At 39.7% G+C, this 15,724-nt stretch carries 13 protein-coding genes; 9 read left to right on the forward strand and 4 right to left on the reverse strand.

The features are described 5' to 3' along the window. Positions 1-313 precede the first annotated feature (313 nt). The gene (locus tag T501_RS07720) at positions 314-1,408 is read left to right on the forward strand and encodes an NHL domain-containing protein (protein ID WP_044914135.1); all 1,095 of its coding nucleotides are present in this window, start codon (positions 314-316) and stop codon (positions 1,406-1,408) included. A 13-nt stretch (positions 1,409-1,421) separates the two neighbouring features. Then, entirely contained in the window at positions 1,422-2,378 is a 957-nt protein-coding gene (locus tag T501_RS07725) for a 3'-5' exonuclease (RefSeq protein WP_044914137.1), read from the forward strand. A gap of 11 nt (positions 2,379-2,389) precedes the next feature. On the opposite strand, the gene T501_RS07730 is transcribed toward T501_RS07725, so the two are convergent. Continuing rightward, positions 2,390-3,802 carry a D-alanyl-D-alanine carboxypeptidase family protein gene (locus T501_RS07730; protein ID WP_050008193.1) on the reverse strand — a complete coding sequence of 471 codons (1,413 nt, stop codon included), beginning with the start codon at positions 3,800-3,802 and terminating at the stop codon, positions 2,390-2,392. Between the two features lie 141 nt (positions 3,803-3,943). Here T501_RS07730 and trmB point away from each other — a divergent pair, with 141 nt between their 5' ends. From trmB to T501_RS07745, 3 genes are all read left to right on the forward strand, one after another. After that, on the forward strand, positions 3,944-4,582 hold the full coding sequence (gene trmB, locus T501_RS07735; RefSeq protein WP_026510965.1) for a tRNA (guanosine(46)-N7)-methyltransferase TrmB: 639 nt from the start codon (positions 3,944-3,946) through the stop codon (positions 4,580-4,582). A 53-nt stretch (positions 4,583-4,635) separates the two neighbouring features. After that, positions 4,636-4,959: a thioredoxin gene (trxA, locus tag T501_RS07740; RefSeq protein WP_026510966.1), complete on the forward strand. Its 324-nt coding sequence runs from the start codon at positions 4,636-4,638 to the stop codon at positions 4,957-4,959. 180 nt (positions 4,960-5,139) lie between these two features. Next, positions 5,140-5,820: an SH3 domain-containing protein gene (locus T501_RS07745; protein WP_044914138.1), complete on the forward strand. Its 681-nt coding sequence runs from the start codon at positions 5,140-5,142 to the stop codon at positions 5,818-5,820. Here the strand turns inward: T501_RS07745 and T501_RS07750 are convergent. Then, complete coding sequence (locus tag T501_RS07750) at positions 5,811-6,263, reverse strand: hypothetical protein (RefSeq protein WP_044914139.1); 453 nt, start codon at positions 6,261-6,263, stop codon at positions 5,811-5,813. The genes T501_RS07745 and T501_RS07750 overlap by 10 nt on opposite strands. Positions 6,264-6,294: 31 nt before the next feature. Here T501_RS07750 and murI point away from each other — a divergent pair, with 31 nt between their 5' ends. The 3 genes from murI (at position 6,295) to nrdG (ending at position 10,278) form a co-directional block, all read left to right on the forward strand. After that, a complete protein-coding gene (murI, locus tag T501_RS07755) occupies positions 6,295-7,125 on the forward strand; it encodes a glutamate racemase (RefSeq protein WP_044914140.1) in 831 nt (276 codons plus the stop codon). Positions 7,126-7,298: 173 nt separating this feature from the next. Beyond that, entirely contained in the window at positions 7,299-9,515 is a 2,217-nt protein-coding gene (gene nrdD, locus T501_RS07760; RefSeq protein WP_026510970.1) for an anaerobic ribonucleoside-triphosphate reductase, read from the forward strand. Between the two features lie 232 nt (positions 9,516-9,747). Next, on the forward strand, positions 9,748-10,278 hold the full coding sequence (nrdG, locus tag T501_RS07765; protein WP_026510971.1) for an anaerobic ribonucleoside-triphosphate reductase activating protein: 531 nt from the start codon (positions 9,748-9,750) through the stop codon (positions 10,276-10,278). Between the two features lie 70 nt (positions 10,279-10,348). Here the strand turns inward: nrdG and T501_RS07770 are convergent, their stop codons facing one another. Together T501_RS07770 and rsmA are read right to left on the reverse strand one after the other, a co-directional pair. Then, positions 10,349-11,113 (reverse strand): TatD family hydrolase, encoded by a 765-nt coding sequence (locus T501_RS07770; protein WP_044914141.1) that lies wholly within the window; start codon positions 11,111-11,113, stop codon positions 10,349-10,351. Positions 11,114-11,132: 19 nt separating this feature from the next. Continuing rightward, positions 11,133-11,999 (reverse strand): 16S rRNA (adenine(1518)-N(6)/adenine(1519)-N(6))-dimethyltransferase RsmA, encoded by an 867-nt coding sequence (gene rsmA / locus T501_RS07775; RefSeq protein WP_026510973.1) that lies wholly within the window; start codon positions 11,997-11,999, stop codon positions 11,133-11,135. A 262-nt stretch (positions 12,000-12,261) separates the two neighbouring features. Between rsmA and T501_RS07780 the strand changes: the two genes are divergently transcribed. Further along, positions 12,262-15,690 carry a tetratricopeptide repeat protein gene (locus T501_RS07780; protein ID WP_044914142.1) on the forward strand — a complete coding sequence of 1,143 codons (3,429 nt, stop codon included), beginning with the start codon at positions 12,262-12,264 and terminating at the stop codon, positions 15,688-15,690. Positions 15,691-15,724: the final 34 nt, after the last annotated feature.

Genomic DNA, 15,724 nt, shown 5'->3' on the forward strand with positions numbered 1-15,724 from the left:
CAGACAGCTCTGCGCACTTGCTGCGCTGAGCGTGAGAATGTTCTACGTCTTGAATATAGGATTTGCCCCTTTGCCGAAGGCAACTGGAATGGGCAAATCCAGTTGCTGTGAGCACCGTAAGGTGTGAACAGTAACAAATCATGTGTTTGTGCCGATATATATAGAAGTATTCAAGCATACTATCAATAATGTATAATGTAATTGATAATTTGTTAATTGTTTTGAATTTTTCGGGATAGTAAAACATAGATGTAATTCGATATATATCAGGTAAGCTGTAGTTTTGTGGATGGTGTGAAGATAAGGGGGAAGAATGAAAAAGAAGAAAAATGGCCTTAAATGGTTAGTGCTAGTGTTGGTTCTTCTTGTAACAGCTTTTACCGGTTCTATGGTTGCCTGCGGGCTTTTTAAGGAACGAAATTCTGACAAATCGGCAGATAAAGCAGAGGAGTCAGAAGAAATACCATATGATGCAGAGATAACTTCCCTAGAACAGGGAGACGGTATTAATTCAATTGCTAATGGCTATGCTGCGGAATTTGCGTTGGAGGAATTGCCTGATACAATTGAACCATGTGGAATGTGTGTATATGATGATGTCCTTTATGTAACGGATACATTTTCAAAATGTATCTGGAAAGTAACAGACAGTTCGGCAGAGATCTATGCGGGAGCAGAAAGTTCGCGGGATATATATGACAAACCGCAGGGCGGCTATAATGATGCCGATGCAACTGAGGCACTCTTTAAAATGCCCTGGGCCATTGCCCCTTTTATGGGCGGAATGGCAGTGACTGATACGGATAATAATTCGCTTAGAATTATAAATGCCGGAAAGGTCGATACACTTAATTCATCTGAAGATGGTTCGGTTTACGATTATCCTACAGGAATATCTGCGGATGATGGTGGAAATCTTTACATAGCAGATACACATTCAGATGATGTAAAGATTGTTTTTTCAGATGGGTCGGTCGGTACTTTTGCTGAGGGAATTGACAGTCCTATGGGATTGTTCTGGAAAGCGGGCTATCTGTATGTAGCAGAGACCGGGAAAAACCGCATTGTAAAAGTGAGTACTTCAGACCTCAGCGTTCCAAAGTCAAAGAATGATCTGGAAGTTGTTGCAGGAAGCGGCGAAGAAGGGTTTGATGACGGAAATGCACTAGGGGCGACTTTTTCATCCCCTAAGGGACTTGCTGTAGGAGATGATGGGACAGTCTATGTTGCGGATACTGTTAACGGGGCTGTCAGATGTATAAAAAATGGGCAGGTAAAGAGCCTTGAAATCAAGGATAGTTTGTCTCCTGATGCGGAGCTTGTATCTCCTATTGGAATTTGTATTTATGGAGGAAGACTGTATGTTGCCGACAACTTTGGCAGGAGAATATACTCTATAAGCATATAGTCAGGATAAAAACATGGGAAATTATATAGTATTTGATCTGGAATGGAATCAAGGTAAAACAGTAAAAGAGAAGAATGGAAAATCACTTCCTTTTGAGATTATTGAAATAGGCGCGGTGCGCCTTGATGAAAATAGAAAAAGAACTGGTGAATTCAGCAAACTTATAAGACCTACTGTTTATAAAAAAATGCATAAGATTACTGAGGATCTGATTCATATTTCAATGGAAGATCTGCAGAGCGGTGAAGAGTTTGTGACTGTTATCAGGGAATTTCTTGATTGGTGCGGTGAAGAGCCTACTTTTTGTACATGGGGACCTTTGGATCTGACTGAGCTTCAAAGGAATATGGATTTTTATGATCTGCCACTTCTTTCTGACAGACCATTACCTTTTTATGATGTTCAAAAGCTTTTCAGCATACAATATGAAGATGGTAAGATGAGAAGATCTCTTGAGCATGCCACAGAGAGTCTTGGGATGGAGAAGGATACTGCATTTCACAGGGCGTTGTCAGATGCGGATTATACAGCGAGGATTTTTTGTGAACTGAGCAGAAAGGTTTTTTATAATTACTCATTCGATAATTATGTGACACCAAAAACCAAGGACCAGGAGGTTCACATCATTTTCGAGCATTATGCAAAATACATCTCCAGAGAGTTTAAATCAAAAGAAGAACTCCTCTCAGATCCTGAGGTTATGGGGACGAAGTGTTACCTTTGCAATAAGCCGATAAAACGAAAGGTAAAGTGGTTTTCCAATAATGGAAAGCATTTTTACAGTGTATCATTATGTAAAGAGCATGGCTTTATGAAGGCAAAGGTCAGACTAAAAAAGGCAGAGAGTCAGAAGTATTATGCTGTAAAGACGCTTAAATTCATCACTGATAAAGAGATGGAAGAGGTTAAAGCAAAATCCGAAAAGAAAAATTTTAATAAACTTGGAGATCATAAGAAAAAGGCGGACTAAACCGCCTTTTTTTAAAATCTTGGACCGCTTCGCTTTTTTGCTTCACGTTTACGTCTGTTAAGTCGTTTTCTGTCTTCTTTACTTACTCCTGAAAATGCTCCGATCAAGGATGCCAGGTAAATAAGAAATATTATTGAACCTCCGGTAACGGCTACAACGGCAAGGATGATCTTCATATTGATATAAATCATTCTTGATGATGAAGAATAGTCATTTGAAGAACCGCCTTGGGCGCTCTGGGAAATGAGGATGTGTCCTGAACCTATCGGAACTCCGTTAAAGGAGTAGTTGATTGTGGATACAATCCCTGTAGAATCAGTATTTCCGTCGTATGAAACAGTTGATACTGCATCAGACAGGGAAGCAGTTACAGGAAGTATAACATTATCATTTCTTCCAAATTCAAAAGATATGCTTTGAGTATTAAAAATATCATCATTTGATGTGAAAAAGGCGTTATCATTTGGAATGTATCCGGTTTCTTCACTTTTTACATTTACTGATTTAAAGTTGTTGAAACCATAATCAAATAAAGTCACAGTATCTGTAAACTGTGCAGGTGATTCTTCCATGAGCACAACACACACCAGCTTCATGCCATTTTTTTCAGCGCAGGTAACCAGTGTTTCTCTGGCGAGGTCAGTATATCCGGTTTTTCCTCCAACTATTCCTTCGTAAGGTATTTCTCCGGTGATAAGTTTATGCTTGTTATTAAGATAAAAGTCATCAGGTTGTCCTGCACTTGGTGCAAAATGATATCGCGGTGTGTTGCCTACTCTGCAGAGCAGTTCGTTCGAGAAAAACTCTTTTGCAATAAGGGCAAGATCGTAGGCGCTTGTATAGTGGTCAGGAGACTGAAGTCCATTTGTATTTGAAAAATGGGTATTGGTACATCCAAGTGACGAAGCCTTTTCGTTCATAAGGTTTACAAAGGCATCTATTGAGCCGCTTACATGCTCTGCGACTGCATTTGATACTTCATTGGCACTACCCACCATTATTCCGTACAGGGATTCTTCAAGTGAAAGGTATTCTCCTGCATCCATTCCGATTTTTGATCCGTCAGCAGGAACGGAATGGATCGCATCATAAGAGAAATCTACACGGTCATCAAGGCTTGCATTTTCAACAGCAAGCAGACATGTCATTATCTTTGTCGTGCTGGCAGGATATAATTCTTCGTGAATGTTTTTTTCATAAAGTATTGTTCCTGTGTTTACATCAAGCAGGATGGCGGCTTCAGCGCCTATCTGTGGGCCCTCGGGCCAGCCCTGGATTTCATTACTCTGGATAGGAAGTGACTTCCTTGCAACCTGAGCACTCTCTGCATCGGACTCCGCATGGCTCACAAGAGGGAATTCTATTAATAGGCTTAAAAATATGATCAAAGCAGATGTCTTTTTAACAAAATTACTGAAATACATATAAACTCCTTATAGCAGTATTCTGTTAGTTTATGATACACTAAAAGAGGATAAAAACCAAAGATAAAGCTGCAAAAACTTTTCAATATGTGGCATTTGGTGGTACAATTTAATTATATATTGAGAGGTAAGATTTATTATATGCGGCTTAGAAATATAGCAGGTTCAAGAGAGAGAATCGCAGAAAGTCCGTTCACTATTGATAACCCGGAACAGAATAAGGGCAAATGGAAAGAAGTGTTCGGTAACGATAATCCCATAAGGATTGAGGTTGGAACGGGTAAAGGACGTTTCATTATGGATTTGGCAGCAGTCAATCCGGATATTAATTATGTAGGAATTGAGAAGTACTCAAGTGTACTTTTAAGAGCAGTTCAGAAGCAGACTGAGCTTGAACTTACAAATGTCAGATTTATAAGGATGGAAGCTGAGATAATCACAGAGGTATTTGAAGAAGGGGAAGTCGATCGGATTTACCTTAATTTTTCAGACCCCTGGCCCAAGGAGAGACATGCACAGAGAAGACTTACTTCCAGCAGCTTCCTCAGAAGATATGATCAGATTCTGAAAAAAGACGGACAGTTGGAGTTTAAGACAGATAACAGAGAGCTATTCGATTTTTCTTTGATGGAACTTAATACTGCAGGGTGGCATGCTGAAGCTGTTACCTATGACTTGCATAATGATGCTTCAATGAATGAAGGAAATATCATGACAGAATATGAGGAGAAGTTTTCCGCGAAAGGGAATCCAATCTTCAAATATATTATTAAGCGGTAGGGTGGTTACATTATTTTTTTTAGCGATATTCTTATCGCGGAAAGAGGTGGACGATGGCTGAGTACACATTTACAACTGACAACTTTGAAGAAGAAGTTCTCAACAGTAAGCTTCCGGTACTGATCGACTTTATGGCTGACTGGTGCGGACCGTGCAAGATGATGGCACCCATGATTGATGAGTTTGCCAAGGAATATGATGGAGAACTCAAGGTTGGTAAGATAAACGTGGATGAGCAGCCTGAGATTGCGCAGAAATATGGCGTTATGTCAATTCCCATGTTTGCTTTCATAAAGGATGGCGAATTGGTTGACCAGGCAGTAGGAGCTCAGAGTAAAGCTAAGCTTCAGGGCATGATTGATAAAGTTGTGTCATGATTTTAATTTGATTTGAATATGTGATATTATATGGCTCGGGTAGACAGATTTGTCAGTCTACCCGACATTCTTTTATGTAATGCTTCACTATGGATGTGCATTCGTGCGGGCTATTGGATTTATTTAGTGGAGCTTATTCAGGGGGAGATGTTGACCAAGGGATTTCCCGGAGGAGAAGTCATGTCGGACAATATCAGAAATTTTAACGATTATAGAAAAAAGATAACAAATGATGAACATGTTACAGAAGAAATAAATATTGAAATCCAGGATCCGCTTGATTTTTTGAGCGCTGATGAGAGGGAAGAGTACTATAGAACTCAGCACGAAGCGATGGACAGAGAGCGGGATAGTATTGAAGAGGATTCGTCAGAGTTTTATCTGGATGAGGATGAAAAGGCAGCAGAAGAAAAATCCAAAGCTTTTCGGAAGAAGACCAGAGTAGTGGCTGATGAGGATTGGGAGGATGAAGAAACCGGTGGAAAAGGAATAGATCCCTTAATAATAGTAAGGATTTCTTCAATCATCACCGGAATCATAATACTGACCCTTATAGGAATGATTTTTAAAGCCAAGGTCTATGACAGATATCTGGTGCCGGATCCTGATGAAGCAAAAACCAAAGTTGAGGTTTTGGAGCTCGCCGGATACACTCGTACAGATGATAAAATAGTCACAACCGCGGATCTGAATTTAAGAAATACGCCATCTACAGCCAGTGATGAATTTATTGTCACGAAGGTTCCCAAGGGAACGGTCATTGACAGGGTGGCTGTAAGTGACGATGGGGAGTGGGCTCAAATTAATTATGAAGGTCAGCTTCTCTTTTGCTCTATGAAATACGCGGCAGTTCAGGAATAAAAGTTATGGATCCACGAATAGAATGGATCAAGGGCCTCACAGAAATCCTCATATCGGGAGCAGAGGTTTTCGATTTTTTCAAGTATTTCTGATGAGGATACTTTGTTGTCGAGCGCATCGGCAAGTTTTTGAGCGCATTTTGATTCCAGAATACGTATGTCCATGTTTATTAGAATATCCTCATAAAGCTGTTCTACACCTGAGAACAGATGAGGATATTTTTTGCGGATATAAGAGAGCTCATCCAGGAAAATCTCTCTTCTCTGTAAAAGGAACAGAGTATAAACGGGCTCAACAATTTTACGAGGCTCGATTTCGTCCTGGTAAGATCCGTCTTCATAGTCGAGACCGTAGGTGTAGTATTCACAAAGCTCCTGAATAAATGGGCTTACATGTGAATCGTCATATAATTTTTGTAGTTCAAATGTAATTAAATCTTTCATAATTAATAATGATACAACAAGGAGAGAAGATATGCGAATAGGAATTTTTGATTCCGGTATCGGAGGACTATCAGTTCTTAACGAAGCTTATCATAGATTTCCTGACGAGGAATATATATTTTATGCGGATACCAGGCATGTACCCTATGGCTTAAAGACCGAAGAAGAGATTAAAGGTTTTACCGATGAAATAGTAAAATTTTTAATCGGAAAGAAAGTTGATGCAATAGTGATAGCCTGCAATACAGCAACAAGTGTTTCTGTTGAAATGCTAAGGGAAAAATATGATCTTCCGATTTTGGGAATGGAACCTGCTGTAAAACCGGCAGTGGAGAATGCTGAAGATTGTGATAAAAGGATTCTGGTTATGGCAACACCTGTGACAATCAGAGAGAAGAAACTAGCTAATCTTCTCATGAGAGTTGATGTAAAGCACAGAGCCGATCTTTTGGCGATGCCGGAACTTGTTGGATTCGCAGAACGTGAGGATTATGAAAGCGATGCTGTAAAGAACTATATAAGGAAACAATTTTCAGAAATAGGGGCTACGGATGAGAAATACAGTACGCTGGTTCTTGGATGTACGCACTTTAATTATTTTAAGCCTTTATACAGAGAAATTCTCGGTGAAAAAATGCTTCTGGTAGATGGAAATTACGGAACAGTTCATCATCTTGGAGACGTTCTTGGATTAAATATTAAAAAAGATGCAGATAGTAAGATCATCTTTAACCAACCACAAGATATAGTGGTTGGTTATCATACCAGCTACTATGAGTCAGGAGACGAAATTACGGATAACAACAGATTGTCTAAATACCTTAGAATGCTGAACAGGCTTGAGTTTGTAAGGAATATTTGATAACGATAAATTGTTACTTGATTAATACTATATAATGTATTATATTTTATATATAGCCACAAGATATAGTTTCGGGTGGCTATTATTTTTCCAAAAAATTAGATTTTAAGCGCAACAAGTATAAAATTCTAGAGGAATTATTGATTATTATTTAATAACTAGGGGGTTAACCAGTGAAGATTATTAAGAGAAGCGGTAAAGAGGTTACTTTTGATGGTTCCAAGATATTGGCAGCTATCGAGAAGGCAAATAAGGAAGTGACTCCTGACCAGAGCTTATCTGAAGATCAAATTAAGGACATTGAAGCTAAGGTAGAGGAGAAGTGCAATAGACTTACCAGAGCGGCAAACGTTGAGGAAATCCAGGATATGGTTGAGGATGGACTCATGGAGTCCGGTAAATTTGAGGTTGCCCGCAAATATATAACATATCGCTATCGTCATGCCCTTGTCCGTAAGTCTAATACTACTGACGAGCAGATTATGTCTCTCATCGAGTGCAGCAATGAAGAGGTTAAGCAGGAGAATTCCAACAAAAATCCTACTGTAAACAGCGTGCAGAGAGATTATATGGCAGGCGAGGTGAGCAGAGATATTACCCGTAGATTCCTTCTGCCGGAGGATGTTGTTAAAGCTCACAAGGACGGAATAATACATTTCCATGATTCAGATTATTTTGCTCAACATATGCACAATTGCTGTCTTGTGAATCTTGAGGATATGCTCCAGAACGGAACAGTTATTTCAGAGACTATGATAGAGAGACCCAAGAGTTTCTCTACCGCATGTAATATAGCAACTCAGGCCATCGCACAGATAGCAAGCTCACAGTATGGCGGACAGAGTATTACACTTTCACATCTTGTACCCTTTGTAGATGTAAGCAGACAAAAGTTCAGAAGAGAAGTGCGTCAGGAATTTATAGATGCAGGTATGGACGCTACAGATGAACAGATAAAGGATATTGCTGAGATGCGTGTGCGCAAGGAGATAGAGCGTGGCGTACAGGTTATCCAGTATCAGGTCATCACATTGATGACTACAAATGGTCAGGCACCTTTCATCACAGTCTTTATGTATCTTGATGAGGTTCCGGAGGGACAGCTTCGAGATGACCTTGCACTTGTTATAGAAGAGATGCTTAAGCAGAGAATCATCGGTGTAAAGAACGAAAAGGGAGTCTATATTACTCCTGCATTTCCTAAGCTTATTTATGTTTTGGATGAGGACAATATCCATGAAGGTACTCGTTACTGGTACCTTACACAGCTTGCGGCTAAGTGCACAGCTAAGAGAATGGTGCCGGATTATATTTCTGCCAAGAAGATGAAGGAATATAAATCAGGCGATGTTTATCCATGCATGGGTTGCAGAAGCTTCCTTACAGTCGACAGCGAAGAAAATGCTGAGGGATTGTGCAATAAGGGTAATATTTCAAAAGCACAGAATTATACAGAGGGTGAACATAAATATTACGGACGATTCAATCAGGGTGTTGTTACAATAAATCTGGTAGATGCAGCATGCTCTTCAGGCGGTGATGAAGCAAAATTCTGGGAAATCATGGAAGAGCGCACGGAGTTATGTAAAAAGGCACTGATGTGCAGACATAATCGCCTTATTGGAACTCCTTCAGATGTTGCACCTATTCTTTGGCAGAACGGAGCTCTTGCAAGACTTAAAAAGGGTGAGACTATTGATAAGCTTCTTTATGGAAACTATTCAACTATTTCACTGGGTTATGCAGGACTTTGTGAGTGTACAAAATTCATGAAGGGTGTGACACACACTGATCCTGCCGGTAAGGATTTTGCTCTGAGAGTAATGCAGTTCATGAATGATAAATGTGCTAAATGGAGAGCTGAGACAAATATTTCCTTTAGCCTTTATGGAACACCTCTTGAATCTACAACATACAAATTCGCAAGAGCGCTTCAGAAGCGTTTCGGAATTATCGATGGTGTAACAGATAAGAACTATATAACAAACAGCTATCATGTTCATGTAACTGAGAAGATCGATGCATTTACAAAGCTTAAGTTTGAATCTGAGTTCCAGGCACTTTCTCCTGGAGGAGCTATCAGCTATGTTGAAGTTCCGAACATGAACGATAACATAGAGGCAGTACTTTCTGTAATGCAGTATATCTATGAGAACATTATGTATGCTGAGCTCAACACAAAGAGTGATTACTGCCAGTGCTGTGGTTATAATGGAGAGATACAGATCGAAACTGATATAGATGGAAAGCTCATCTGGAAATGTCCTAACTGTGGAAATACAGACCAGGCAAAGATGAATGTAGCCAGACGTACATGTGGATACATTGGTACGCAGTATTGGAATCAGGGACGTACACAGGAGATTAAAGAGAGAGTATTACATCTGTAAATATTTGGGATTTTCAGTTTGACGGAAATTCTAATTTTGTTCTCCGGCATGATCAGAAAACGTAAATCATATTAAATATAGAAAGGGGCTATCTTTAGGTAGTCCCTTTTTGACTTATTGGAATTCCGGTGGAATTTCATAAAATAAACAGCACCTTGCTATGAATGACCATTCACATGAGAATGTCGCAATTGATATTCATAATTTAATGAAAGAATATAGGAAATAAAATATGAACTATGGAGAAATAAAGACTACAGATATTGCTAATGGACAGGGGGTAAGAACTTCCTTGTTTGTATCAGGCTGCACTCACCATTGTAAAGGCTGCTTCAATGAGGAGACATGGGATTTTAATTTTGGAAAGCCTTTCACAGAGGAAGCGCAGGATGAAATTATAGAGTCCCTGAAGCCTGCATATATCGCAGGACTTACAATTCTTGGTGGCGAGCCTATGGAGATATTAAATCAGAAGGCTATAAATCCGTTTATTAAGCGTATAAAAGAGGAACTTCCGGGAAAAAACATATGGATTTACAGTGGTTATACCTGGGAAGAACTATTGGATGAAAATAATAAAAGATGCCACTCGGATGATACCATGGAAATACTGAATAATATCGATATGCTGGTGGATGGAGAATTCAAGCTGGATCTTAAAGATATAACATTAAAATTCAGAGGGTCTTCCAATCAGAGAATTATCATGGTTCAGGAATCGTTACGGGCCGGGGAAATTATTCTGTCAGAGTTAAATAATTAACTGTTACATGTTTCCCACGCCCATAAATTATCCGAAGCCTATTCTGGTCAAGGCTGCATGAAGTCGAATATTACAGATGATAAAGTCTTCTGGCATTATTGTCTGTAATGGCAATGACTTCTTCTGCGGAAAGATTCTTGATTTCAGCAATCTTTTCTATGACAAACGGCAGGTTAAGGGAAGAATTCCTTTTTCCTCTGTAGGGTTCAGGTGATAGATAAGGAGAATCGGTTTCTATAACGAGCTGCTCAATGGGAGCATACTCGACAACTTCACGAAGTTTTCTTCCGTTTTTGAAAGTTATTACTCCGCCGATTCCCAGGAAAAATCCCATATTAAGATATTCTCTTGCTGTTTCAACTGAATAGGAGAAACAGTGAATGTCACCGCCAACTTCTCTGGCATTTAAAGCTTTCATCATATCAAGAGTATCCTTAGCAGCATCTCTTGAGTGAATGATAACAGGGAGTTTTGTGCGCTTTGCCATTTCTATCTGGGCCTCAAACCACTTTTTCTGGATGTCTTTTGACGGTTCATCGTAATGATAATCGAGACCAATTTCGCCAACGGCTACGGCTTTCTCATAAGAACACATTTCTTCGAGCCATTTCAATTCTGAATCGTTCATTTCAGCAGAATCACTGGGGTGTACACCTATGGTTGTATAAATGAATGGATATTTTTTCGTCAGTTCAATAGATTGTTCTACAGTTCGTTTACTGGAAGTTGCGTTTACAATAGTTCCAATTCCATTTTCCTTCATAGAGGATAAAAGTAAATCTCTGTCGCTATCAAATGCCTCATCATCATAATGAGCGTGTGTTTCAAAAATCATTAGTTCTCCTTAAAATGCTTTACTTAGTCAGGGGATAGAGTAAATTTGCAAGTCTGGCAAATTCTTCCAAGCTCAGTTTTTCCCCGCGAATTGATGGATTAAGCCCCATCTCTTCAAGTGCGGATACTACCTGTTGTCTGTCAAGACCAAGGTTTCCGTTTGCAACGCCATTGGAAAGGGTTTTACGTCTTTGTGCAAAGGCTGCCCTGATAACAGAAAACATGAATTTTGAGTCAACAACATCTACAGGAGGATTCTTGTGGCATTTTAAACTAATAACAGCAGAGTCAACTCCGGGCTGAGGAATAAAACAGCTTGGAGGAACAACCTGAACCATGGTAGGTTCCGTGTAGTATTGAACAGCTAAAGATAAAGCTCCATAGTCTTTGGAACCCGGTTTTTCTGCCATTCTGTCAGCTACCTCTTTTTGAACCATTACGGTGATACTGTCTATGGGAAGCTCACTTTCAAGCAGTCTCATAAGTATGGGCGTAGTAATATAATACGGAAGGTTGGCAACAACTTTTATTGGTTTGCCATTATTTTCTTCCTGAACAGCTTTTTCTATATCGAATTTTAAAATATCTTCATTTATGACTGTCACATTATTATAGTCTGATAATGTATCAGCAAGTATGGGAATGAGCATCTTATCGATTTCGACAGCGATAACCTTCCCGGCACTTTCAGCTATATATTGTGTCATGGTACCGATACCGGGACCGATCTCCAAAACTGTATCGCTATCTGTAATTCCGGCAGCTTTGACAGTTGTGCTTAAAACAGAATCATCTATAAGGAAGTTCTGGCCAAATTTCTTTTGTATACTCAGATTATACTTTTCAATAATTGCCCGTGTTCCGGACGCACATCCAAGTGTAGGCATAAATATTCTCCGTTCATAAAATTATTTTCATTATGCTTTTAAAATGCTTCAGACTAAACCAATCAGGTAGTAATATTTAATGAAATATTGATTTGTCTAGTTATTCTATCAGTACATTTATTATTTTGCCACATTATGAAATTAAATTCGAGAAAAACCGCAGAAATAAGCGAAAATTAAACATCGTGATTTTTGACATCAAAACGTTGCTATGCTAAAATTTCACTAGATGTAGTATGAAAAAGTTTTAGAGGACAATATTTTGGATAAAACAGAATATAAAATTCGAGCAGAAGAGATAAAATCGCTGATTAGGGCACAGCGCTTTGCAGAAGCAGTAAGGATTGCCGACACAATTGACTGGAAGAGAGTTAAGAGTGTCGGTATGCTTTGTGCAATCAGTGATCTGTATAAGGTAAACAGGAGGCTGGAGGAGAGCAGGGATATCTTACTTCTCGCATATGACAGAAGTCCGACGAGAAGAGAGATTGTATACTCACTCTGTGAGCTTGCTATTGCTATGGGAGAATTTGTCCAGGCAGTCGAGTATTACAAGGAATTTGTGAGACTTGCTCCACGAAACACAGCCAGATATATTCTGCAGTACAAGCTGTATGAGGCTCAGGAAGTAAGCCTTGAGGAACGTATTGCTGTACTGGAGGAATATAAAAAGCACGACTACAACGAAAAATGGGCGTATGAATTGGCCTATCTATATCACAGAGTCGGACTCACTACAGAATGTATAGAGGAATGTGACGAACTTTTCCTGTACATGAGAGAGGGCCGATATGTAATTAAAGCTCTTGAATTAAAAGCTCTTCATGAGCCTCTTTCCCCTGAACAAAAAGCAGTTTATGCAAAATATAAGGCAGAAACCAGTGGCAGCTTATATGCACCGGATATGCAGGATTCTGTTCCGGGAAAAGATGTGGTGGATGCAAGAAAGTCTCCCACAAGAGAACTTCCGGAAATATCAGATGAACAGCTAAGTACATCTGCTGGTTATAACTATTCATCAGATGCTGCTTATTATGATAATCAAAATGTTGCGCAGCAGCCTTATGCACAAAATAATTATGCGCAGGATTTACAGCAGCAGACATATGCAGAACAGGCTTATGGACAGACCGCATATGAAGCACCGGTTTCGGAGAATCTGTCTCAGGATACCATGGTTTATGACAGACCGCAGGAAGAGCTTCAGTATGAGACGCCATTAGAAGATTCATTCTCAGTACCTACTGTTAATGTGGATACATATAATACTGTTGATCTGCAGAAGGAAATTGCTGCAAACCTTAAGGATATGCTTACAGAGAATCCTGATGCAGCTCTTTTTGCTGATGCACACGGGCCTCAGGTTGTTAAAGAGGGTGATGAGACAGAGAACCTTGATACAGGAGAAATGTTTGACACCACAGGAGAGATTTTAAAGCCTTCGATGTCAGAGCTCTTTTATGAAGACAGAACAGCTCCGGTTGACAATAGTGTCTATCAAATGCCTGTAAATGAAGCTGCGGTGACTGAAGACTTAGCACAGACTCCCGTTGAAGGACAAAGCTTTGAGTCTACTGATCAATACGGTGGGGAGCAGTATGCAGAACTGCAGAATGAGCAGGAAAGCGAACAGGCAGCAGGAGAGAGTAGAGTATTTTTTGAAATGCCTGTAACGAAACTTGCATCTCAACCAAAAAGAGAGGCTGTAGCAGATACTGATACAAAGATATGGAATGCGGAGGAAATAGAACAGGCTAGAGATATGCTGCCTACCAGTCCGCAAAGTGCCTCAATTGCTGAGGAATTAAAGGATAAGGAAATAGCAGCTAATCTTGCTGCTTCTGCTATGCAGGATCATGCAATGTATAAGGGTGCGGTTTTCACGGACGAGCCATTACAGGATGAAGTTCCCGGTGCGGTGATCAAGCCAAATGTAAGATATCAGATCAATAATTCCTTCGATAAGATGCTTTCTCAGGAATATGATGGTCAGATAAGTCTTGCTATCGATGATTCCAAGCAGGTAGAGAAACAGATAACCGGTCAGATAAGCATTAATGAGTTTATGCAGGACTGGGAAAACTATAAAAAGCAGCAACAGGATCAGCAATACAAGAAAGTTAAAAAGCTGGCTGACTCAGAGACAGGTGAGCTTTTTAAGGAATTTGACCAAAATCTTGTATCGCCTATGCTTGATGGTGAAATCTCGCCTGAAGAAGCTTTGATTAAATCTAATGCTGAAATACAGAATGAGCAGATCACCTCAGCGGATAGTGCCATTGAGGAGCCATTAGTTTCTGAAGTCGATTCTATAGACGATGTCAATTATGAAGAAGATATCGATTCAAAGGGGGAGGAATCGGTAAGTAGTGAAGAACTGCCTGATAATGAAACACTGTTAAATACAGAAAGTTCAAATGCAGAGCAGGAAAGTAATGACTTCTATGCCCAAGAGCCGGAAAATGAGGAGCTTTCTTCTGATGAATATGCGAGTGATGAAATAGATACCACGCAGCAGGAGCTTTCTGATAATGAAGCTATTACTGAGGAAGATCAGTCTGAGATTAAGACTGTTGATGACCTTCAAAATACTCAGTCAATGGTTCTCATTACAGGAGAGGATTTAGAGACAGCTAAGTACTTGGGAGTAGAGGAGGAATCCTCTAAGGAGCCTGAAGAAAACACCAGGGCAGCAGAGGTGGATCTTGGTGAAACAACAGAGATTAGCAGTGAAGAAATAGAAAAGGCTGTCAGAGAGTCCGTTAAGGAAAAGAAAGAAGACGCCCGGTATAGTGAAACAACTCAAAATGCTGGTGCAGAAGATAAGGAAGAATTTGTAGAAGAAACAACAGAATCTGCCAAAGAAGAAGCAGAAGTCTCAGAAGTAAATGAGCATGTGGATCTCGAAGATGATAAGGATGATAAAGGAATAGATGAGAGAGTCCGTGTTATGACTCCCGAGGAAAAGGGACTGTTTGGACCTTATATCCATCATAAAAAATCCAGAAGGCAGATAGTTCGTGCTATAGACAGCCTTAGTATGGCTGCATACACAAATAATGCCATAGTTACAGGTGAAGAGGGCGCAGGTACAGTTAACCTTGCAAAGGGACTTATCAAAGCTGTTCAGGCTACAGATGATAATTTTTCAGGTAAGGTTGCTATGATCACAGCAATCAAGCTGAATAAAAGCTCTGTAAGTTCAATTCTTGATAAGATTGTTAATGGAGCTCTTATTATCAGAAGAGCTGCAGATTTAAAAGAAGATACGGTTATCACTTTGTTAAAGCAGCTGCAGAGCGAGAACAAGGGATACATCGTCGTTATTGAGGATACCAAGGATGATATAGACAGACTCCTTGATAAATATCCGGATCTTAAAAAATGCTTCAATGTTCGAGTAGATATAGAGGCTCTTGATGATGATTCTCTGGTGGCATATGCTGAGCAATATGCTTTAGAGAAGGAGCACGTTATCGACAATCTTGGAATTCTTGCGCTTCATCAGAAGATTTCCGAGAGACAGACTTTGGATCATGAGGTGACTGTTTCTGAAGTTAAGGAAATGGTAGATGATGCCATTTACTATGCTGATAAGTATTCAGTAGGGCATTATTTTGATGTTTTGTTCAGAAAACGATTTGATAAGGAAGACATGATAATTCTTCGAGAGAAGGATTTCCTTCATTAAATATATGTTTATGCTATAATGTTTATGCAAAATT

Origin of the sequence: Butyrivibrio sp. WCE2006 (genome assembly GCF_000701985.1) — a bacterium.
In the GTDB taxonomy this organism is placed as follows: Bacteria; Bacillota; Clostridia; order Lachnospirales; family Lachnospiraceae; genus Butyrivibrio.

What these genes read in the sequence shown, in the direction of transcription:
- murI (WP_044914140.1), top strand. Translation starts at nt 6,295, where the DNA reads ATGCGAATAGGAATTTTTGATTCCGGTATCGGAGGACTATCAGTTCTT.
- T501_RS07725 (WP_044914137.1), top strand. Translation starts at nt 1,422, where the DNA reads ATGGGAAATTATATAGTATTTGATCTGGAATGGAATCAAGGTAAAACA.
- trmB (WP_026510965.1), top strand. Translation starts at nt 3,944, where the DNA reads ATGCGGCTTAGAAATATAGCAGGTTCAAGAGAGAGAATCGCAGAAAGT.
- rsmA (WP_026510973.1), bottom strand. Translation starts at nt 11,999, where the DNA reads ATGCCTACACTTGGATGTGCGTCCGGAACACGGGCAATTATTGAAAAG.
- nrdG (WP_026510971.1), top strand. Translation starts at nt 9,748, where the DNA reads ATGAACTATGGAGAAATAAAGACTACAGATATTGCTAATGGACAGGGG.
- T501_RS07745 (WP_044914138.1), top strand. Translation starts at nt 5,140, where the DNA reads ATGTCGGACAATATCAGAAATTTTAACGATTATAGAAAAAAGATAACA.
- T501_RS07720 (WP_044914135.1), top strand. Translation starts at nt 314, where the DNA reads ATGAAAAAGAAGAAAAATGGCCTTAAATGGTTAGTGCTAGTGTTGGTT.
- T501_RS07750 (WP_044914139.1), bottom strand. Translation starts at nt 6,263, where the DNA reads ATGAAAGATTTAATTACATTTGAACTACAAAAATTATATGACGATTCA.
- trxA (WP_026510966.1), top strand. Translation starts at nt 4,636, where the DNA reads ATGGCTGAGTACACATTTACAACTGACAACTTTGAAGAAGAAGTTCTC.
- T501_RS07770 (WP_044914141.1), bottom strand. Translation starts at nt 11,113, where the DNA reads ATGATTTTTGAAACACACGCTCATTATGATGATGAGGCATTTGATAGC.
- T501_RS07730 (WP_050008193.1), bottom strand. Translation starts at nt 3,802, where the DNA reads ATGTATTTCAGTAATTTTGTTAAAAAGACATCTGCTTTGATCATATTT.